The organism is Streptomyces sp. NPDC058741 (assembly GCF_042746715.1).
Classification (GTDB): Bacteria; Actinomycetota; Actinomycetes; order Streptomycetales; family Streptomycetaceae; genus Streptomyces.
This window is the reverse complement of the sequence record NZ_JBHYQH010000001.1, coordinates 116267-135625: the sequence shown is the minus strand read 5'-3', so window position 1 is coordinate 135625 and position 19359 is coordinate 116267. Positions and strand designations below refer to the sequence as shown.

Here is a 19359-nt window from a genome sequence, read left to right as displayed (position 1 = left end):
CACCCCGAGACGAGTTGGAGCACCCATGCCCCAGCACGTGCCGTCCCCGCTGCGCGCCGTGTCCCCCAGCGCGCCGCAGCACCCCCCGGCGCTCCCCCCGCATCCGCGCCGGATCGTCTTCCTCGCCCATCGTGATCTGGGCAATCCCTCCGCCGGCGGCTCCGAGCTGCTGGTCGACCGGCTCGCCGACGGACTGGCCCGGCAGGGCCACCAGGTGACCCTGCTGTGCGGAGGGCCCGCGTCCTGCGAGCTCCCGGCTCCGCTCGAGCAGGGAGGTGCCCCCCTCCGCGACTACCGTGTCGTGTCGGCCGGCGGTCCCTACGGGCACTACCTGCGCGCCCGGTCGGCCTTCGCCCGGCAGGTCGGGGACTGCGATCTGCTGGTCGAGGTGTGCAACGGCATGCCGTACCTGGCGCCGCTGTGGCACCGGGGACCGACGCTGTGCCTGGTCAACCACGTCCACACCGACCTGTGGCCGATGCGCTTCGGCGGTCCGCTGGCCCCGGCGGCCCGGATCGGCCGACGGCTCGAGCACTGGGCGCTGACCGGGGCGCGCCGGCGCGGTCTGCTGGTCGCCGTGTCCTCCTCGACCGCGCACGCGCTGCGGGCCATCGGGGTCGAGCGGGAGCGCATCCGGGTCGTGCACAACGGGGTCGAGGAGCCGGGCCCGCGGGCCGACCGGTCACCGGAGCCGCTGTTCGTCGCCGTCGGGCGGCTCGTCGAGTACAAGCGGATCGATCTCCTGCTGCGGCTGTGGGAGCGGGTGCGTCCGGTGACCGGCGGGCGGCTGGTGATCGTCGGGGACGGGCCCGAGCGGAGCCGTCTCGAGCGACTGGCCGGACCTGGTGTGGAGTTCACCGGGTACGTGCCGGAGGCCGAGAAGCACCGGCTGCTGTGCGCGGCCTGGCTGCTGCTGCACCCCTCCGCCGTGGAGGGGTGGGGGCTGGTCGTGACGGAGGCGGCGGCCCGCGAGACGCCGGCGGTCGCCTTCGACGTGCCGGGCCTGAAGGACTCCGTGGCCGACGGGGAGACCGGCGTCCTCGCCCGGGGCGAGTCCTCGTTCGCGGCGGCCTGGTGCGCGCTCGCCCTGTCCGGGCGGCGGCGGGAGCTGATGGGCGAGGCGGCGCGGGAGCGGGCGGCCCGGTTCCGGTGGGAGCGCACGGTGCGGCAGTTCGGTGCCGTCGCCGCGGAGGCGGTGCGGGGCTGGGCTCCGTGAAGGACCCCTCCCTGCGCAGGTCCCTCGCGCTGTTCCGCGCCTTCCTCCGGGAGCAGGACGATCCCCGGGGCTGCTACGCGCTGCTCGCCCGCGACGCCGTCGACCAGGTCGAGGCCTGCGACGGGCCCGTCGCCGGACGGACCGTGCTGGACGTCGGCGGCGGTGGCGGGTACTTCACCGAGGAGTTCCGGCGGCGCGGCGCGCAGGCCCACCTCTTCGAGCCCGACCGGGCGGAACTGGGCGAGAGGCCGCCCGAGTCGGCCGTCGTCGCCGACGGCTACCTGCTGCCGCTGAGGGACGGCGTCGCCGACGTCACCTTCTCCTCCAACGTGCTGGAGCACGTGGCCGACCCGGCGACGTTCCTCAGCGAGCTGGTGCGGGTGACGCGGCCGGGCGGGCTGATCTACGTGTCGTTCACCAACTGGCTGTCGCCGTGGGGCGGGCACGAGTGGGCCCCGTGGCACTACTTCGGCGCCGAACGGGCCCGGGCCCGTCACGCGCGGCGGACCGGCAGGCCCGCCAAGCACACCCGCGGCGAGAACCTGTTCGCGGTGCACATCGGCCCCACCCTGCGGCAGGTGCGTGCCCGCGACGACGTCACGGTCGTCTCGGCGCGCTCCCGCTACTGGCCCTTCCTCGCGGAGGCCGTCGTCAAGGCGCCCGGCCTCCGCGAGTTCGCCACCTGGAACCTCCTCCTCATTCTGCGGCGGTGTCCCCCATGACGACCACGGTCCAGGCTCCTCCCCCGGCAGCCGTCCCCACCACCGCGGCCGCGGCGGGCCCGCCCGAAGGCCCCCGGTCGCGTCGCTGGCTGCTGGGGTTCTGGGCCGCGGTGTTCACGCTGTTCCTCGCGGTGCGGCCGGGGCGGCAGACCTTCGACACCAAGCTCGGTGTCACGGTCGACCCGGGCCGGTTCCTCGCCGACCTGGGGCAGTTGTGGCACGACCGGGCCGGGTTCGGCGGCATCCAGGACCAGTACGTCGGCTACCTGTGGCCGATGCTGCCGTTCCACTGGCTGTGCGGCCTCGTGCGGCTGCCGGTGTGGCTGGCGGAGCGGCTGTGGCTGTCGGTCGTCGTGTCCGTCGCCTTCTGGGGGGCGCTGCGGCTGGCCGAGCGGCTGCGGGTGGGCAGCTCGGCGTCCCGCCTGCTGGGGGCCTCGGCGTACGCGCTGTGGCCGCTGTTCACGACCGTCGTCGGCTCGACGTCGGCCGCGGCGCTGCCCGGGGCGTTCCTGCCGTGGGTGCTGCTGCCGCTGGCGGACGAGCGGTACACGGCCCGGGTCGCGGCGCTGCGGTCGGCGCTGCTCGTGCCGTTCATGGGCGGGGTGAACGCCTCGGCGACGCTGGCGTCCCTGCTGCCGGCCGGGCTGTACCTGCTGTCCCGGCCGCCGGGGCCGCGGATGCGCGGGCTGATCGCCTGGTGGGCGCCGGCCGTGGCCGTGGTGACGGCCTGGTGGTGGGTGCCGTTGCTGCTGCTCGGCGTCCACGGCGAGAACTTCCTCCCCTACATAGAGACCGCGGAGACGACCACCGGCACCATGTCGGCGGCCGAGGCGCTGCGCGGCGCCGGGAACTGGGTCGCCTACCTGCACTTCGGTGAGGCGTGGCTGCCGGCCGGCTGGACCGTGGCCTCGTCGGTGGTGGTGATCGTGTGCTCGGCGCTGGCCGCCGGACTGGGCCTGGCCGGGCTCGCCCGGCGGGACATGCCCGAGCGGCGCTGGCTGGTGCTGACGGTGCTGGTGACGGCGCTGGTGCTGCTCGCCGGGTACGGCGGGGCGTTCGGGGCGCCGTTCCACGGGGTCGTGCAGGGCTGGCTGGACGGGTGGCTGTCGCCGTTCCGGAACATCTACAAGTTCCAGACGGGGCTCGCCCTGGCCCTGGTGCTGGGCCTGGCCCATCTGGTGGGCGTGGCGGCCGAGCCGCGCGGGGCCCGGCCGGTGCGCGGACGGCGTTTCGCCCCGCTGGTCGCGGCCGTGCTGGTCCTGCCGGGGCTCGTCTGGCCGTACCTCAACGGCTCGATCCTCAACCCGGGTTCGTTCCGCGAGCTCCCGGCCTACTGGCAGGCCACGGCCGACTGGCTGGAGGAGTACTCGCCCGACTCCCGCGCCCTGGTCGTCCCGGCGACCGCGCACGGTCTCTACACCTGGGGCTCCCCCATCGACCAGCCGCTCGACGTGCTCGCCGGATCGCGCTGGGCGCAGCGGGACCACGTGCCGTTCGGCACGCCCGGCAACCGGCGCGCGATGGACGCCGTCGAGCAGGCGCTGATGTCCGGTGCCGAGGTGCCGGGCCTCGCCGACTACCTGAGCCGGGCCGGGCTGTACCACGTCGTCGTGCGCAACGACCTCGACCCCGACCAGATCGGCTACGTGCCGACCACGACCGTCAAGCGGACGCTCGAGCAGTCCGGGTACGAGCGGGTGACGGGGCTCGGGCCGGTGATGACCGGCGGCCGGATCCCGCAGGACGCGCCGCTCCAGGTGGAGGGGCTGTACCCGCGGCAGCGGGCCGTGGAGATCTACCGGCCCGCCGGTGCCGACGTCGTCCGGCCCGGGCCTGCCGGGGTGCTGCCGGTCGCCGGCACCGCCGTGGTGTCCGGCGGGCCGGAGGCGCTGCTGCCGCTGGCGTCGCGGCTGCGCGGCCGGCCGGCCGTGCTGACCGGCGACGACCATCCCGGGCTCGGCACCCCCGCCGTGCAGGTCGTGGGCGACGGGCTGCGGCGGGCCGACACCCGGTTCGGGCTGGTCAACGCCAACACCTCGTACACGTACACGCGTGACGAGCGCAACGCGTCCGGGGCGCAGCAGGACCCGGGTGAGGAACCGCGCCAGATCCTGCCGGCCGCGGGCACCGGGCACCAGACGGTGGCCGAACTGCGCGGTGCCGCGTCGGTGTCGGCCTCCTCGTACGGCAACTGGCTGTTCCACCTGCCGCAGTACGACCCGGTGAACGCCTTCGACGGCGACCCGGACACCGCCTGGGCGGAGGGCGCGCCCGACACGCCGGACGGGCAGTGGCTGCGCATCGGCTTCACCGGCCCCTACGCCATGCCGTCCTCCTTCGAGGTCACGCCGCTGCCGCAGGCGAGCGTGCGGGCGGCGGCGACCAGGGTGCGGGTGGAGACCGAGAAGGGCGAGCGGACGAGCTTCCTGCGGCCCAACGGAACGACCCAGCGGATCAAGGCGCCCGAGGGGCGGACCCGGTGGATGAGGCTGACGATCGTGGACGCGGTGGAGCGCAAGGCCGGGCTGACGGGCGCGGGCTTCTCCGAGATCGCCCTGCCCGACGTGCAGGTGACCCGGCTGCTGCGGCTGCCGTCCGACGCGGACCGGGCCACCACGGGCGCCACCGTCGTCTCCCTGCACCGCGCCTCCGACCCGACCGGCCTGTCCGCGACCGGCACCGAGGCCGGTCTGCACCGCCGCTTCACCACGCCCTCCGCCGGGACGTTCGAGGTGAAGGCGCGCGCGGTGCCGGTGCCGGGCACGGAACTCGACGAGCTGCTGTACGAGGTCGCGCCCGAGCAGCGGGCCCGGATCGTCGCCACCGCCGACTCCACCGCGCGCCTCGGCGCGGGCCTCGGGGCGCGCAACCTCACCGACGGCGACCTGACCACGGCGTGGATCGCCGGGGACCGGCCCACGATCCATCTGCGCTGGGAGGGCGAGCAGCCGGTCGGCGAACTGGTCCTGGCCCCCGCGGGCGGCCTGTCGACCCGGGCCGCGGAAGTGCACATCGGCTCCCCGGACGGCGCGGCGATCGCCGGTGTCGACGAGAACGGCTGGGTGCGCTTCCCGCCCCTCACCACCGACCGCCTCGACATCACGATCACCGAGACGGCCCCGCTGACCCTGCACAACCCGGTCGTCGACGAGGACCTGCGACTGCCCGTGGGCCTGACCGAGGCCTATCTCCCCTCCCTCGACTCGTACCGCACCCCGCAGCCGGACGGCACCCGGACCTTCTCCCTGCCGTGCGGCAAGGGCCCGGACGTGGCGCTGGACGGCGAGCTGTACCGGACCGGCGCGGAGGGCACCGTGCGGGACCTGGTGGAGCGCCGGGGCATGGAGGTGACGCTCTGTCAGGAGGGTCGTGCCGACAGTGCGGTGCCGCTGTCCGCGGGCGAGCACCGGCTGGAGGGCGGCGACGCCGGCCCGCTCGCGCTCACGGACGTGACCCTCACCCGCGGCACGGTCCCGGAGGCTTCCACGGCCGGGCGGGACCTGCGCGTCCGGGACTGGCTGGGCGACCGGCGCACGGTGACGGTCGGCTCGGGCGCCGCCTCGTACCTCACCACCTACGAGAACGTCAACGACGGCTGGCGGGCCACGCTCGACGGCGAGGAGCTGACCCCGCTGCGGCTGGACGGCTGGCAGCAGGGCTGGCGGATCCCGGCCGGGGCGGGCGGCACGATCGAGCTGTCCTACGAGCCCGCCACGACCTACGACGCCGGGCTGATCGGCAGCGGCGCGGGCATCGCGGTCCTGCTGGGCCTGGCCCTCCGGCGCCGCCGCGCGCCCAGCCCGGACGCCCCGCAGCCGGCCCCGCCGCCGCCCGGCCTGTGGCTCGGCACGGTGGCGCTGACGCTGGTCGCCGTGGTGATCGCGGGCTGGTTCGCGCTGCTGGTCCCGGCGCTGGCCCTGCTCGCCGCGCGGCGGCACGCGCTGCTGGTGCCGGTCGCCTTCGCCGCCCTGGCGGGCGCGGGCGCCGTGGCCGCGTCCGGCGCCGGGGAACCGGTGGGGGCGGGCGAGGGGGCCTTCGGTCACCTGGCCCAACTGCTCGCGCTGATCGGCCTGTTCGCGGCGCTGGTGAGTGTGCGCGAAGGGCCGTCGCCACAGACGCCGACCCGGCGGTCGCCCCGGACGGACGAGGAAGAGGGCAAGGCCCCATGACGGCACCCGTACGCGTCCCGTTCCCCGTGGTGGACGAGGTCTCGCGGCACTGCCTGCGGGAACAGGAGCCGGAGACCGTCCACATCGAGGTCCACCTGCCCGGCCCGCTCGACCCGGCGCGCCTGCGCACGTCCTTCGTCGAGGCGCTGCACCGGCACCCGCGGATCCTGATGCGGGAGGCCCGCGGGCCGTGGTACCGGCGGCGCTACGAGTGGGAGCTGACGGGCGGGCCGGACGCGGAGGTGGTGACCTTCGCCCCGGCGGGCCCCCACGCGCTGCGCGACGCGCGGGCCCGGGCCCTGGCCGAGGCACCGCCGCTGTCGCTGTCCCCGCCCGTACGACTGGAGGCCGTGGGCTCGGTCCTGGTCCTCACCGTCCACCACACCGCCCTGGACGGCCCGGCCTGCCTGCGCGTCCTGGCGACGGCCGCCGAGCTGTACGGAGGCCGGGACAACTCCCCCGCGGCGCCCCCGACCCGGGCCCCCACGGCACCGCGGGAGGCACCGGACGTCCCGGCGCACTGGGCACCACCCGCCCGGGTGGCGCCGGGCACCCCGGACCCGTCCCCCGGCAACGGCATGCTGGTGACCGAACTGCCCCTGCCGCACCGCCCCAAGGGCGCGCCCTGCACCGTCAACGACCAGCTCATGGTCGCCACCGCGCTGACCATCGCGCACTGGAACAGGGACCGCGGATCCCAGCCCCGCCCGCTGCGCATCACCATGCCCGTGGACGACCGGCCCCGTGACACCACGATGCCCATCGGCAACGGCACCCGCCTGGTCGAGGTCCCCTTCACCCCCGCCGAGCTGCACGACCCGGACCTGCCCGCGCTGCTGCGCCGCACCGCGGAGCGGACCCGCGCCCTGAAGTCCCTGCCTCGCCCCCAGCTCGGCCACGGCGCCGTCCTCCTCACCGCCCCCTGGGCACCGGTCGCCGCCCGGGCCGCCCTCACCCGCACGCTGCGCAGGGCGGCCGCCCCCTGGACGTCGACGACCCTGCTCAGCAACATCGGCCGCGTCCCCTACCCGCTGGACTTCGGCGAGGAGGCGGGCCGCGCCCGGGCGGTCTGGTTCTCGGCACCCGCCCGGATGCCCCGCGGCCTGACCGTGACCACCGCCTCCACCGCCGGCCGCCTCCACCTCGCCCTGCGCTGGTCGCGCTCCCTGCTCGGCGACGGCGACGGCGCCCGTCTGCGCGACCTCTTCGAGCACCACCTGCACACCACGGAGGCCACCCCATGACGGCCGCACGGACCACCGCACCACCCCCGAAGGACCTCCGCGACTTCTACGAGAACCCGGCCGTGCCGGTCGCCTCCGGCACCCCGCGCAGCCTCCGCCAGGCCCGCATGCTGGCAAGGGCCCTGGGCGGCGACGGGAGGACGGGCCCCCGCACGATCCTCGACATCGGCTGCGGGGACGGCACCGCCGCCGCGACCGCCGCCCCGCTCCTGCCCGGCCACCGCCTCGTCGGCGTCGACTGGTCCCAGGACGCCCTCCGACGCGCCCGCACCCGCATCCCCCACGCGGTCCGGGGCGAACTCACCGGCGGCGGGCTGCCGTTCGCGTCCGGATCGGCCGACGCCGTGCTGTTCAGCGAGGTGATCGAGCACCTCGTCGACCCGGACGCCGCGCTCGACGAGATCCGGCGGGTGCTGCGGCCCGGCGGCCACCTGATGCTGTCCACCCCGAACCTGGCCGCCTGGTACAACCGGGCCCTGCTGCTGGCCGGGGTGCAGCCGGTGTTCTCGGAGGTCAGCCTGCGCGGCGTCCACGGCCGCCCGGGCACGGAGGTCGTGGGCCACCTGCGGCTGTACACGCCGCGCGCCCTCGGGGAGTTCGTCGCCGCGTCCGGGTTCGGTGTCGTCCGGCTCGAAGGCGCCCCCTTCCACGGCGTACCGCGTCCGCTGCGGCCGCTGGACCGGCTGGCCTGTGTCCGGCCGCAGCTCGCGTCGATCCTGCTGCTGCACGCCCGGAGGACGTAGCCCGTGTGGTGGGGAGTGGCCGCGGCGCTGCTGGCGAACACCCTGTACAGCGTGGGTTTCGTGCTGGAGAAGCGGGCCCTGACCGCGCTGCCCGAGGTGACGGTCCGGCAGCCCGCCCGGCTGCTGCGCCTGGTCCTCGGCAGCCCCCTGTGGATCGGCGGCTCCCTCGCCCTCGCCGCCGGTCTCGCCGCCCAGCTCGTCGTCTACCGGACGCTGCCGATCGCCGCCGCCCAGGGCATCTTCGTCTCCGGTCTGGTGCTGCTGGTGCTGCTGTCGGCCCGGCTGCTCGGGGAGGAGACCAGCGGCCGGGAGCGGTACGCGCTCGGCGCGATCCTGCTGGCGCTGCTGATGGTGGTGCTGTCCCTGCGCGAGGGCTCCGACACCGCCGGCCGGGACGCGCCCCACCGGCTGATCCTGCTGGTGTGCGTGCCGTCCCTGGCGGCCGGGGTGTGGCTGTACGGCTCCGCCGAGCGGCGCACCCGCAACCGGCACCGCCGCCCGACGACCGGCGTCGAGTACGGCATGGCCGTGGGCCTGCTCTACGGGGTCAGCTCGCTGGCCATCAAGGGCGTCTCCGGCCACCTGACGACCAGCGGAACCGGTGGTGCGCTGCTGGACCTGCTGAGCTCCCCGTATCCGTATCTGCTGCTGTTCACCGGCGTGTTCGGCCTGGTGATGTCGCAGGCGGCGCTGCAGCGCTGCCGGGCCTCGCTGATCGTGCCGGTGTGCACGACCGTGACGTCCCTGTTCACGGCGGTGCTCGGCACGCTGTCGTTCGGCGAGTCCCTGCCGGACGAACCGCTGCGCCTGGCCCTGCGGGTGGCGGGCACGGCCCTGGCGGTGGCCGTGCTGCTGACCATGCCCAAGCACGACACCGCTCACCGACCGGACGACCACGCCGAGGAGTTGGCCTCCCCATGAACCCCGACGACCCGCTGCTGAAGATCCTGGCCTGCCCGCTCGACAAGGGCCCGCTGCACCTGCTGGCCGAGGAGGCCGGGCAGGAGGAGGCGCTGTACAACCCGCGGCTGCGCCGCCGCTACCCGGTGATCGACGGCATTCCGCAGCTGCTGCCGTCCTCGGGCGAGCAGGTCCCGGACGACGTGCACGAGGAGCTCCTCACGAGGATGGCGCCGTGACCAGCCTGGCCGCCCGCCTCGCGCCCCTCCTGCCCACCCGCCTGGTGGCCGCGACGGCCCGGGCGCTCTACCCCCGGTTCGAACCGGAGCTGGCCCGGCTCGCCGAGCTGCTGCCGCCCGGCTGCGGCACGGCGGTGGACGTGGGCGGCTGGTACGGGCCGTGGACGCACCGGCTGTCGGGCCGCGCCGAGCGCGTCGTGACGATCGAGCCGGTGCCGCATCTGGCCCGGCTGCTGGCCGCCGGTGCCCCGCGGAACGTCCGCGTGGTGCGCGCGGCGGCCTCGGACCGCCCGGGCATCGCCCGGCTGTGGCTGCCGGCCGGCGACTCGGGAGACCGGGGCGTGTCCTCGCTGGTCCGGCGCGACATCCACGGGCGGGCGCTGGACGTCCCCTGCGTCACGCTGGACGACCTGGCGCTGCGCGACGTGGGCTTCATCAAGATCGACGTGGACGGCAGCGAGGCCGCGGTGCTGCGCGGAGCGACGGGTCTGCTGGCCCGTGACCGGCCGGCCCTGTTCGTGGAGCTGGAGTCCCGCATCCAGCCGATCGGGCCGGTGGTGACGTACCTGTCCCTGCTGGGCTACGCGGGCTGGGTGCTGCCCGGCGACAGCTGGCTGCCGCTGGCCGGTTTCCCCCTGGAGGACCACCAGGCGGGTGCCTCCCACGTGGTCTCGCACGGCCTGCTGCGCCGGGTGCTGCCCTCGTCCGTGCTCAGGGGGCCGCGCTACGTCAACTCCGTGCTGTTCCTCCCCGACGGCCGCCGCCCGGGCCGGGCCACGGTGGGCGACGATGGGTCCCATGCCCTCCGCGAAACGCCCCGCTAGGCCCTTCACCCCGCTCGACTTCCAGCTGGTGCTGCTGCGCCGCATGGCCGACCACAACCCCGGCCCGGTGGAGGACGCCCGCCGAGCGCTGGGGGTGTCGATCGCGGACATGCGGGAGGCCAACCGGCGCTGGCAGGCGATGGTCCGCTCCCCGCGCTCCCGCGCGCCCTTGTCCCGATACCGTGCGGTGCTGGGCCAACCGGAGTCGCGTACGCCGCGCCGGATCGGCGACCTCGACTGCGAGGCGTGGCTGTGGCCGGTGCCCCTCTGGCCCGGCCTGCGCTTCGAGGTGCTGACCGCCCCGAACGGCGCGGTGTGGAACGAGTGGCTGGTCCGCGCCCCGGGCACCGCGGGCCCCGAACTGCGCACGCTCGACGACCTCACCCCCTGGTCCTGCACGGTCGACGAGGCCTCCCGCGGCTTCGCCCCTGCCCGCCCCCTGGAGGGCACGGCACCCACCCGGTGGGGTCTGGCGTTCACCGCGCCGGACGCGCGGGGCGTGCGGCGGGAGGTCGTCGCCGAGTTCACCTGGGGGCTGCTGCAGCGGGTGGCGGTCACGGGCCGGCCGGGCTGAGGGCAGGCGTCCCGGTCAGCCGGCGGCGGCCAGCACCGCCTTCACGACCCTGGGCACGGACCCCGGGTGCAGGAACAGGAACAGGTTGGGCTCGATCAGCTCCAGCTCCATCACCCACGGCTCCCCGTCCGGCCCGGTGACCAGGTCCACCCGGGCGTACAGCAGCTCCGGGTCCCCGGGTACGGCGGCCAGGGCCCGTTCGGCGACGGCGAGTTCGGCCGCCGTCGGCTCCCAGGGCCGCAGGTCGGGGTGGGGGGTCTTGTCGGCGTCGTAGGGCGTGCCCGGCGCGAGGACGGCGCCCTTGACGCTGGCGTGCAGCAGCCGCCCGCCGAAGAACTGCAGGGCCCGCTCGCCCTCGGTGTCGATGCCGCTCAGATAGGGCTGCACCATCACCGTGAACCCCTCGGCGTGCATCCGCTCGACCTGCCGTGCGGCGGCGTCGCGCTCCCCGGCCGGGTAGCGGCCCGCGTAGCGGGCACCGGCCCCCGACGTGGGCTTCACGACGTACTCGTGGCCGACGGGCAGCTCGGCGGCCTCGCCGGGCGCGAAGTACCGGGTGGGCACGGCGGGCACCCCGGCCTCGGCGAGCTGCCCGAGGTACCGCTTGTCGGCGTTCCACCGCACGACCTCGACCGGGTTGACGAGCCGGGTCACCCGCGCGCACCGCTCGGCCCACGCGGCGAACTCCGCGCCACGCCGGCTGTAGTCCCAGGTGGAGCGGATGAGGGCGAGGTCGAACCCGGCCCAGTCGACGGCCGCGTCGTCCCAGGTGACGGCGGCGGCCTCGGCCCCGGCCTCCCGCAGCGCCCCGACCAGCACCGGCAGGTCCCGGTCCTTGTGCCGGGCGCCCCGGGGGTCGTAGGTGACGACGGCGATGCGCGGGGTGCCGGCCACGGCCGCTCCCTCCTCGGTCGGACGATCGATCGGCTCGTGCCGCAGGCTAACAATCCCGTCCGCGCCGGCGACACCCTGGTCGGCCTTCCCCTTCGGGGGGCGTACGGCCGTGCTCACGATCGGCGCGATCGGCATGCCGGCCGCCCCGGACGTGGACCGCGAGGGTTTCCTCCGGCGGCCGATGGTGTACGGAGAAGGCGTGGTGGCGGTCGTACCGGCGGCGGCATGGCCGGTGACGGTCGTCCCCGGCCGGGGACGGACGGCCCGGCCCCCGGCAACCGCCCACGACAGCCAAGGAGATCCGACGCGTGAACCCTCTCTTCCCGGCCCTGACCGACGCCCCCGGTGACACGCCGGCCCTCCGGTTCGGCGAGCGCTCCCTGACCTACGCGCAGCTCGCCGCCGCGGCAGGCGCGCTCACGGGCCGTATCGGCGGAGCCCGGCGGGTGGCCGTCTGGGCGACGCCCACCCTGGAGACGGCCGTCGCCGCCGTCGCCGCGCTGCTGGCCGGTGTGCCCGCCGTGCCGCTCAACCCGAAGTCCGGCGAGAGGGAACTCGGCCACATCCTGGGCGACAGCGCGCCCGGCCTCGTGCTGACGGCGCCCGACGACCGGCTCCCCGCCGCCCTGGACGGCCTCGCCCGCGTGGACGTCGACGTGCACGCGACCGGGCCGGTCCCCGAGGACCGCGCCGACGACGAGGCGCCGGCCCTGATCGTCTACACCTCCGGCACCACCGGCCCGCCCAAGGGCGCCGTCGTCCCGCGCCGGGCGATCAGTTCCACCCTCGACGCGCTGGCCGACGCCTGGCAGTGGACCGGCGACGACGTCCTCGTCCACGCGCTGCCGCTGTTCCACGTGCACGGCCTGGTCCTCGGCATCCTCGGCCCCCTGCGGCGCGGCGGATCCGTGCGGCACCTGGGCCGGTTCAGCACCCGGGGCGTGGCCCGCGAACTCGGCGCGGGCGGGACCATGCTGTTCGGCGTGCCCACGATGTACCACCGGATCGCCGAGGCCGTGACGGGCGAACCGGAGCTGGTGAAGGCCCTGACCGGGGCGCGGCTGCTGGTCTCCGGGTCCGCCGCGCTGCCGGTGCACGACCACGGGCGGATCGCGACGGCCACCGGGCGGCGGGTGATCGAGCGGTACGGCATGACGGAGACGCTGATGAACACCAGTGTCCGGGCCGACGGCGAGGCCCGCCCGGGCACGGTCGGCGTGCCGCTGCCGGGCGTGGAGCTGCGGCTGGTGGAGGAGGACGGCTCGCGGATCACGGCGTACGACGGGCAGACGGTGGGCGAGATCCAGGTGCGCGGCCCGAACCTGTTCACCGAGTACCTCAACCGCCCCGACGCCACCGCCGCGGCCTTCACCGCCGACGGCTGGTTCCGCACCGGCGACATGGCGGTGCGCGACCCGGACGGCTGTGTCCGGATCGTCGGCCGCAAGGCCACGGACCTGATCAAGAGCGGCGGTTACAAGATCGGGGCCGGTGAGATCGAGAACGCGCTCCTGGAGCACCCGGGAGTGCGGGAGGCGGCGGTGACCGGGGAGCCGGACGCCGACCTGGGCGAGCGGATCGTGGCGTGGATCGTGCCGGACGATCCCCAGTCCCCGCCCTCCCTGGACGAGTTGGCCGCCCACGTGGCCGAGCGGCTCGCCCCGCACAAGCGCCCGCGGGTCGTCCACCACCTCGACGCCCTGCCCCGCAACGACATGGGGAAGATCATGAAGAGGGCGCTGGCCCATGGCTGAGCGCCCGACCGCCCGTGAGGTCCTCACCGTCCTCGCCGACGAGGCCACCTTCGCCGAACTCCCCGAGCCGGCGCGGAACACGAGGAACGCCCGGCCCGACGGCCCGCTCGCCTGGCCGGGCTACGACGCCGCCCGCGCCCGTGCCGCCGAGCGGACCGGCGAGCGGGAGTCGGTGGTGTGCGGCACCGCCCGCGTGGGCGGCGTCCGGGCCGTGCTGATCGCGTTCGAGTTCGGTTTCCTCGGCGGCTCCCTCGGCGAGCGCACCGGCGACCTGCTCCAGGCGGCCTACGCGCACGCCCGTGCACGCCGTCTGCCGGTCGTGCCGCTGGTCGCCACCGGCGGCAGCCGGATGCAGGAGGGCATGCTCGCGCTGACCCAGCTCCAGCGCGTGGCACGCCAGTCGGCGCTCACACGGGAGGCCGGGCTGGCCCAGATCGCCGTGCTGCGCGACCCGACGACCGGGGGCGGCTGGGCCACCCTGGGCGCGGGCGCCGACGTGGTGCTCGCGCTGACCGGGGCCCAGGTCGGCTTCGCCGGGTCCCGGGTGCGCCCGGCAAACGCGGACCCGGCGGCGTACACGGCCGAGGCTCAGGTCACGGCGGGAGCGGCGGACGCCGTCGTACGGCCGGAGGACCTGCGCGGGACGCTGGGGCGGTGGCTGCGGCTGCTGACCTGCCCGTCCCGCACGCCCGCCCCGCCACCGGAGCCGCTGGGCGACACCGCGACCCTGCCCGCCACCGGCTGGGACGCCGTCCGGCGCGCCCGCTCCCGTCAGCGCCCGCGCGCGGAGGCCTACTTGGACGCCTACTTCACCGAACGGGTCGCGCTCGGCGGCGACCGCTGCGGCGGCGCCGACCCGGACGGCATGTTGTGCGGCTTCGGCAGCCACGAGGGCCGCACGATCGCCTACGCGGCCCAGACCGGCACCGCGACCCGCCCCGCCGGGTACCGCACGGCCGCCCGGCTGATCCGGCTCGCGGACCGGCTCGGCGTCCCGGTGCTGACCCTGGTGGACACCCCGGGCGCCGCCAACGACGCGGAGGCGGAGCGGCAGGGCGCGGGCGCGGCGATCGCCGACGTGTTCGCCGCGGTCGCGTCCGCCCGAACGCCGGTGACCACCCTGGTGATCGGCGAGGGCGGCTCCGGCGGCGCCCTGGCCCTGGCCGCCCCGGGCAACACCTGGGCCACGCCCGACAGTTACTTCTCGGTGATCGCCCCCGAACTCGCGGCGGCCATACTCAAGCGGCCGCCCCGCGAGGTGGAGGCGACGGCGGACCGGCTGCGCATCCGGCCGCAGGACCTGGTGGAGCTGGGGGTGATCCGCGGCACGGTCGGCCCGTGAGAGTGCGGTGGATGACCGGCACCCCGTCCCGCACCTTCCGTCACCTTGGCTTCGACGGACCCGTGGCCCGGCTGTTCCCGGCGCGGTCCACGCGCGAGGCGGTACGCGACCTGCTGGCCGTCGTCGCCGCGCACCGCGACGCGCGGGCGGTCCCGGCCGCGGCCGATCCGGACACCTTCGCGCATCCGCTGGACGTGCTGCGGGCCTTCGCCCGGGACCCGCTGGGCCCGCTGCTGCGCGACCGCCTCGACGCGCTGGAGCTGCGGGCGGTCCCGGACGCGCCGACGGCCCACAACGCCGTGCCCCGCGTGCGCGCCCTGCACGAGGCGGGCCGCCGGGGTGGGCGTGGTCTCGTGCGCGGCGGCCGTCCGCCGCTACCTCGACCCCTACCGTCTGCCCCTGGCCGGCGTTGAGGGCCGCGCCGCGGACCTCACGCTGCCCACCCCGCACCCCGACGTCCTGCTGCGCGCCGCGCACTGCGCGGGCGGCGGCACCGCGTCCGGCGTACTCGTCGACTCCACGGTCGCCGAGCACGGCCGCGCAGCAGGCCGGTCTGCGGTTCGTCGGACTCGCCCGGAACACCACCGCCGACCGGCAGCTGCGCGAGGCGGGGTGCGCCACCACCGTCACCTCCCTCGCCCCGCTGCTGCGGGCCGCCCGCTCCTTGTGACGGAAAGTCAAACCCCCGTTCGGCGGCACCCCGCCCGGCCCCCTCCGAAAGGCGAACCCCGCCGGCCGCCGCGCACGATGCGAGGGAGGCCCGCCGCCTGGCGGCCCCCCACGGTCTGCGCTCTCGGGAGGACCTGCCATGACCGCCAGTCTGGAGCAGCTGCGCCGCTGCCACTTCGCCGTCGACCTGGGGGCGGCCCGCACGCGTGTCTACGTCAAGGGGGCCGGGCTCGTCGTCGACCAGCCGTCCGCCGCCGCCGTGAACACCCGCACCGGGGCGCTGATCGCGGTCGGGGAGCTCGCGGAGAAGATGACGGGCCGCACCCCGCACTACATCCGGGTGGTCCGGCCGGTCTCCGGCGGCACCGTCGTCGACATCGAGATGGCCCAGCGCATGCTGCGGCACCTGCTCGGCGACAAGATGCGCCGCAGCCTGCGCCGCAAGCCGATCCTGCGCGCCGCCGCCTGCACCCCGCACGACGCCGACCCGCTCGCCCAGCGCGCCGCGATCGAGACACTGGTCGGCCTCGGGGCCCGCCGGGTGGAACTGGTCGACACGCTGATCGCCGCCGCCGTGGGCTGCGGACTGCCCGTGGAGCAGCCGGAGGCGACCATGATCATGGTGTGCGGCGCGGCGGCCACGCAGGTGGCCGTGCTGTCCCTCGGCTCGATCGTCACCGCCGATCGCATCCCGGTGGGCGGCGAGGCCGTCGACCACGCGATCGTGCAGCACCTGCGGCACGAGCACGAGCTGATGCTGCCGAGCCAGTCGGTCCGGCCGCTGCAGCTCGCCCTGTCCGGCAACGGCCTCACCGCGCAGGGCCCGGCCACCACCGAGATCCACGGCCGGGACGTCGCCACGGGCCTGGCCCGTTCCGTCCGGGTCGACACCGCGGCCGTGCGGGACGCCATCCAGACACCGCTCACGGCGGTCCTCGACGGCATCGGCAAGGTGCTGCGGGACTGCCCGCCCGACCTGGTCGCCGACCTCGCCGACCGGGGGATCATGATGGTCGGCGGCAGCGCCCTGCTGCCGGGCTTCGACCAGATGCTGCGGCAGGCGACGGGGATGCCCGTGCACATCGCGGAGCGGCCGGACGTGTGTGCCGTGCAGGGCCTCGGCGCGATGCTGGAGGGCAGAATCGAACCGCTGGCGCTGGACCCGCTGGGCACCTGAGGGCCCGCGGTTCCGGTCAGCGGGCGAACCAGCAGCGCACGGTCGTCCCGCTGTCGCCCCGGTGCACGCGCACCAGGTCGGCGATCAGGTTGACCAGCAGCAGCCCGCGCCCTCCGCGCTGTTCGCGCGGCACCCGGTGGCGTCCGGCCAGGAGGTCGGTGAGCCGGCCCGCGTCCCGCACCTCGCAGACCACGTACCCGTCCTCGGGCCACACCCGCAGCTCACCGGTGCCGCCGCCGTGCACGACGCTGTTGGTGACGAGCTCGGCAGCGGCCAGGGCCAGGTCGTCCAGCTTGACGCCGGTGAGACCGAGCCGGGAGCCCTCCCCGACGGCGACGTGCCGGGCGTGGGAGAGCGCGTCGGAGTCGAAGGCGAGGGTCAGCGCGTCCGGCACGGGCGGGAGCGGCTCGTTGTAGCGGTCGACGACCTCGTCGGGGGCGTACGCGGCGCTGTCCTGCTCGGCGCGGGAGCCGGCGGGGATGACGGTGGGGTGGGTGGCGTACACGTCGGCGAGGACCCGCCCGGGCAGCCGGCCGGCGTCGTAGGGGCACAGGATGGTGGCCGCGCGGCCCCGGAACGCGGCGTTGATGAGCGCCTCGTGCTGGGCGCAGGCGGGATACTCGGTGCCGGAGCGGCCGGCCCAGAAGGGTTCGCCGACGATCCGCACGCGGCGTCCGGCCGGCTGGACGTCGGCGAAGGCCCGCAGCACGCCGGGGATGATCCGCCCCGGGTTGCGTCCGGCCTCGCGCATGTCCACGAGCCGCACGGCACCGGCGTCGGCGCCCAGGGCGTCCCGGATCAGGGCCAGGTTCTCACCGGGCACCGCGACCGCCACCGGCTCGCCGTCCTCCAGGCCCTCGCGGACGAAGGGGACCGTGCCGTCGAGGTAGTCCTGTTCGTCCCGGTAGAGCAGCGCGGGGTGGGAGAAGGGCGTGAGGGGCCAGAAAGCGCCGGCCGCGGCAGCGGTCATGGGGTGGACACCTCGATCCCCGCCTGACCGGGCCAGAGCAGGTCCAGAGTGCGCCGCAGCGCGGCCGGCGGGCGGTTCACCACGAACCGCCGGCCGTCCCGCCGCAGCCGCCCGGCGGCGGCCGCGAGCGCGCCGGCGCCCGCGACATCGACGAACGTCACGTCGGACAGCTCCAGGTAGTACACGCCCTCACCCTCACGAACGGCTTCTTCCAGTAGGCCTTCCCAGATCGCGCGGGTCGCCAGGCCGACCTCACCGGCCGCCCGGACACCCCGCCGCCCGGCCAGCGGGAACACCGCCAGTCTCGGCGCCGGACCCCGCTCCCCCGCCGTCGGCAGCTGACTCCGAGTGTCCACGCCCCTTCTCCTCCACGTTCTCGGACCACGGCGCACGTACCCGCACGGGACAAGCTCATTCCCCGTGACGCGTGTAGTAAGCCGCACGGCGGGCACGCGCACCTGAACACCGGCGTCCACGGGGGCGAGCGACGTCGTGCAGTCCCGGGGAACGAACGCGACTGAGGACCGACAAGGCGGTGACATGACGTCAGCGGCATCATCACACCTCTCAGGAGGGCTGAACAACCTGGTCATCAGGGGCCGTGTGGACGCGGACGGTGCCGAGCTCGCCCCGCGGGGCGAGCTCGTCCAGGGATGCGCGGACGTCCTGGCCAGGACCCTGGCGGAACTGCCCGCCTCGATCACACGGGTCGACCTCGACATGGGCGACGTGCACTTCATGGACACGGCCGGCCTGCGGTTCCTGGACGTGCTCGGTGATCACGCCGGGCAGCGGTCGCTGACGGTGACGGTCAGGAACTGGAACGGGCAGCCGCGGCGGATCCTGGAGCTGGCGGGCCTGGACACGGCCGACCCCCTGGCCGGGCCGGCCCCGGACACCGCGCCGCGGGCCCCGACCGTGTCGGCGGTGGCCCTGGAGCGCGCGGAGCAGCTGCACACCCTGCAGTCGGAGGTCGAGCAGCTGCGCCACGCGATCGCCTCCCGGCCGGTCATCGACCAGGCCCGGGGCGTGCTGATGGCCACCCACGGGTGCACGTCCGACGAGGCGTGGCACATCCTGCGGGAGACGTCCCAGCTGTCGAACACGAAGCTGCGCGAGGTAGCGGCCGCGGTCACGGCCGGCGCGGAGCCGGACGGCCCGGCACCACCCGCCGCCGTGCGCTCGGCACTGCGGACGGTCCTCGCGAGGCGCCGCGCGGGGTGACGCCCCCCACGGGCCGGTCCCGCATCCGGCGGACTTGTCGTCAGCACCCGAGCGTCGGTTGCGGCCTGATACGCCGTCACGTGAGCCGCGAACCGGCCGAGATCCCCGCCGCGGAGCCGCCGGACGTCCTCACCTGCCAGTGGGACAAGACGTTCCTCCGCGCCCTGCCGGACACCCGGATCGACCAGACCGCCCCCCGGGCAGCGATCGCGCACGAGCGGTGCGAGAGGCCGCGGGGACGGATCCACGACGGCCAGGAGCCGCCCTGCGCGCGCGTGCGGGCCCGGCACCACGAGCTGTTCCGCCGCGACCACCGTCCCGAGACCGAGGGCGACCAGCGGCGGGACGCCGCCGATCCCGTGGGCGGGTCCGCGCCCGGTCGGGCGCCCGGCGCCCGAGCGGGGCTCGCGGACGCGGTCATCCCGGTCCCACCTGGGTACCCCGTGCCGCAACGGCACGAGGAGGCACGATGAGCGACCAGACCGCGTCCCAGGCCGAAGGCGAGCGCGAGGACGACCAGGACACGGCCCCGACCCCCACCCCGTCCCAGGCGGACGGCGAGCGGGACGACACGGGGACGGAAGAAGGAAGGCAGCAGGGCGACGACACCACCACGGCCTGAGCCGTGGTGGCCGCCCCCGCGCCGCGACGCGGCACCGGCCCCCCTGCACGAACCCCCGCGCACCCGCGACGTAATG

At 75.8% G+C, this 19359-nt stretch carries 20 protein-coding genes; 17 read left to right on the top strand and 3 right to left on the bottom strand.

Annotation, left to right across the window (positions count from 1 at the left end):
- The first annotated feature begins 25 nt into the window (after positions 1-25).
- Genes ACFW6P_RS00635 through ACFW6P_RS00595 form a run of 9 tightly spaced genes read left to right on the top strand, consistent with a single transcriptional unit; the run spans position 26 to position 10631 of the window.
- A complete protein-coding gene (locus ACFW6P_RS00635) occupies positions 26-1216 on the top strand; it encodes a glycosyltransferase family 4 protein (protein ID WP_386350258.1) in 1191 nt (396 codons plus the stop codon).
- On the top strand, positions 1213-1938 hold the full coding sequence (locus ACFW6P_RS00630) for a class I SAM-dependent methyltransferase (RefSeq protein ID WP_386350255.1): 726 nt from the start codon (positions 1213-1215) through the stop codon (positions 1936-1938). The genes ACFW6P_RS00635 and ACFW6P_RS00630 overlap by 4 nt, the downstream gene beginning before the upstream one ends.
- The gene (locus ACFW6P_RS00625; protein WP_386422450.1) at positions 1935-6107 is read left to right on the top strand and encodes an alpha-(1->3)-arabinofuranosyltransferase family protein; all 4173 of its coding nucleotides are present in this window, start codon (positions 1935-1937) and stop codon (positions 6105-6107) included. The genes ACFW6P_RS00630 and ACFW6P_RS00625 overlap by 4 nt, the downstream gene beginning before the upstream one ends.
- Complete coding sequence (locus tag ACFW6P_RS00620) at positions 6104-7351, top strand: condensation protein (protein WP_386350249.1); 1248 nt, start codon at positions 6104-6106, stop codon at positions 7349-7351. The genes ACFW6P_RS00625 and ACFW6P_RS00620 overlap by 4 nt, the downstream gene beginning before the upstream one ends.
- Complete coding sequence (locus ACFW6P_RS00615) at positions 7348-8094, top strand: class I SAM-dependent methyltransferase (protein ID WP_386350246.1); 747 nt, start codon at positions 7348-7350, stop codon at positions 8092-8094. Before ACFW6P_RS00620 ends, ACFW6P_RS00615 begins: the two co-directional genes overlap by 4 nt.
- Before the next feature lie 15 nt (positions 8095-8109).
- On the top strand, positions 8110-9015 hold the full coding sequence (locus tag ACFW6P_RS00610) for a hypothetical protein (RefSeq protein ID WP_386350358.1): 906 nt from the start codon (positions 8110-8112) through the stop codon (positions 9013-9015).
- Positions 9012-9233, top strand: coding sequence for a Trm112 family protein (locus tag ACFW6P_RS00605; protein ID WP_386350243.1), 222 nt, complete (start codon positions 9012-9014; stop codon positions 9231-9233). The genes ACFW6P_RS00610 and ACFW6P_RS00605 overlap by 4 nt, the downstream gene beginning before the upstream one ends.
- Positions 9230-10057, top strand: coding sequence for an FkbM family methyltransferase (locus tag ACFW6P_RS00600; protein ID WP_386350240.1), 828 nt, complete (start codon positions 9230-9232; stop codon positions 10055-10057). Before ACFW6P_RS00605 ends, ACFW6P_RS00600 begins: the two co-directional genes overlap by 4 nt.
- The gene (locus tag ACFW6P_RS00595) at positions 10023-10631 is read left to right on the top strand and encodes a hypothetical protein (protein ID WP_386350238.1); all 609 of its coding nucleotides are present in this window, start codon (positions 10023-10025) and stop codon (positions 10629-10631) included. The genes ACFW6P_RS00600 and ACFW6P_RS00595 overlap by 35 nt, the downstream gene beginning before the upstream one ends.
- 15 nt (positions 10632-10646) lie before the next feature.
- Here ACFW6P_RS00595 and ACFW6P_RS00590 read toward each other — a convergent pair whose 3' ends face one another.
- On the bottom strand, positions 10647-11525 hold the full coding sequence (locus ACFW6P_RS00590) for a RimK family alpha-L-glutamate ligase (protein WP_386350235.1): 879 nt from the start codon (positions 11523-11525) through the stop codon (positions 10647-10649).
- 308 nt (positions 11526-11833) lie between these two features.
- Here ACFW6P_RS00590 and ACFW6P_RS00585 point away from each other — a divergent pair, with 308 nt between their 5' ends.
- The 5 genes from ACFW6P_RS00585 to ACFW6P_RS00565 all read left to right on the top strand — a co-directional run bounded on the left by ACFW6P_RS00585 (position 11834) and on the right by ACFW6P_RS00565 (position 16467).
- On the top strand, positions 11834-13279 hold the full coding sequence (locus ACFW6P_RS00585; RefSeq protein ID WP_386422447.1) for an acyl-CoA synthetase: 1446 nt from the start codon (positions 11834-11836) through the stop codon (positions 13277-13279).
- Complete coding sequence (locus tag ACFW6P_RS00580; protein WP_386350230.1) at positions 13272-14621, top strand: carboxyl transferase domain-containing protein; 1350 nt, start codon at positions 13272-13274, stop codon at positions 14619-14621. The genes ACFW6P_RS00585 and ACFW6P_RS00580 overlap by 8 nt, the downstream gene beginning before the upstream one ends.
- 11 nt (positions 14622-14632) lie before the next feature.
- Entirely contained in the window at positions 14633-15034 is a 402-nt protein-coding gene (locus ACFW6P_RS00575; protein ID WP_386350227.1) for a hypothetical protein, read from the top strand.
- Positions 15031-15291, top strand: a complete 261-nt coding sequence (locus ACFW6P_RS00570; protein ID WP_386350224.1) for a hypothetical protein — start codon at positions 15031-15033, stop codon at positions 15289-15291. Before ACFW6P_RS00575 ends, ACFW6P_RS00570 begins: the two co-directional genes overlap by 4 nt.
- Before the next feature lie 138 nt (positions 15292-15429).
- Complete coding sequence (locus ACFW6P_RS00565; protein ID WP_386350222.1) at positions 15430-16467, top strand: rod shape-determining protein; 1038 nt, start codon at positions 15430-15432, stop codon at positions 16465-16467.
- 16 nt (positions 16468-16483) lie between these two features.
- Here ACFW6P_RS00565 and ACFW6P_RS00560 read toward each other — a convergent pair whose 3' ends face one another.
- A complete protein-coding gene (locus ACFW6P_RS00560; protein WP_386350219.1) occupies positions 16484-17437 on the bottom strand; it encodes an anti-sigma factor RsbA family regulatory protein in 954 nt (317 codons plus the stop codon).
- A complete protein-coding gene (locus tag ACFW6P_RS00555) occupies positions 17434-17793 on the bottom strand; it encodes an STAS domain-containing protein (protein WP_386350216.1) in 360 nt (119 codons plus the stop codon). The genes ACFW6P_RS00560 and ACFW6P_RS00555 overlap by 4 nt, the downstream gene beginning before the upstream one ends.
- 184 nt (positions 17794-17977) lie before the next feature.
- Here ACFW6P_RS00555 and ACFW6P_RS00550 point away from each other — a divergent pair, with 184 nt between their 5' ends.
- The 3 genes from ACFW6P_RS00550 (at position 17978) to ACFW6P_RS00540 (ending at position 19283) form a co-directional block, all read left to right on the top strand.
- Positions 17978-18661, top strand: a complete 684-nt coding sequence (locus tag ACFW6P_RS00550) for an ANTAR domain-containing protein (protein WP_386350213.1) — start codon at positions 17978-17980, stop codon at positions 18659-18661.
- 80 nt (positions 18662-18741) lie between these two features.
- On the top strand, positions 18742-19134 hold the full coding sequence (locus tag ACFW6P_RS00545) for a hypothetical protein (protein WP_386422444.1): 393 nt from the start codon (positions 18742-18744) through the stop codon (positions 19132-19134).
- Entirely contained in the window at positions 19131-19283 is a 153-nt protein-coding gene (locus tag ACFW6P_RS00540; protein ID WP_386350210.1) for a hypothetical protein, read from the top strand. Before ACFW6P_RS00545 ends, ACFW6P_RS00540 begins: the two co-directional genes overlap by 4 nt.
- Positions 19284-19359 lie beyond the last annotated feature (76 nt).

Bases quoted from the DNA above. Each gene is read 5' to 3' on its own strand.
- ACFW6P_RS00635 (WP_386350258.1), top strand. From the start codon at position 26: ATGCCCCAGCACGTGCCGTCCCCGCTGCGCGCCGTGTCCCCCAGCGCG.
- ACFW6P_RS00625 (WP_386422450.1), top strand. From the start codon at position 1,935: ATGACGACCACGGTCCAGGCTCCTCCCCCGGCAGCCGTCCCCACCACC.
- ACFW6P_RS00620 (WP_386350249.1), top strand. From the start codon at position 6,104: ATGACGGCACCCGTACGCGTCCCGTTCCCCGTGGTGGACGAGGTCTCG.
- ACFW6P_RS00615 (WP_386350246.1), top strand. From the start codon at position 7,348: ATGACGGCCGCACGGACCACCGCACCACCCCCGAAGGACCTCCGCGAC.
- ACFW6P_RS00605 (WP_386350243.1), top strand. From the start codon at position 9,012: ATGAACCCCGACGACCCGCTGCTGAAGATCCTGGCCTGCCCGCTCGAC.
- ACFW6P_RS00595 (WP_386350238.1), top strand. From the start codon at position 10,023: ATGGGTCCCATGCCCTCCGCGAAACGCCCCGCTAGGCCCTTCACCCCG.
- ACFW6P_RS00580 (WP_386350230.1), top strand. From the start codon at position 13,272: ATGGCTGAGCGCCCGACCGCCCGTGAGGTCCTCACCGTCCTCGCCGAC.
- ACFW6P_RS00575 (WP_386350227.1), top strand. From the start codon at position 14,633: ATGACCGGCACCCCGTCCCGCACCTTCCGTCACCTTGGCTTCGACGGA.
- ACFW6P_RS00565 (WP_386350222.1), top strand. From the start codon at position 15,430: ATGACCGCCAGTCTGGAGCAGCTGCGCCGCTGCCACTTCGCCGTCGAC.
- ACFW6P_RS00560 (WP_386350219.1), bottom strand. From the start codon at position 17,437: ATGACCGCTGCCGCGGCCGGCGCTTTCTGGCCCCTCACGCCCTTCTCC.
- ACFW6P_RS00550 (WP_386350213.1), top strand. From the start codon at position 17,978: ATGACGTCAGCGGCATCATCACACCTCTCAGGAGGGCTGAACAACCTG.
- ACFW6P_RS00540 (WP_386350210.1), top strand. From the start codon at position 19,131: ATGAGCGACCAGACCGCGTCCCAGGCCGAAGGCGAGCGCGAGGACGAC.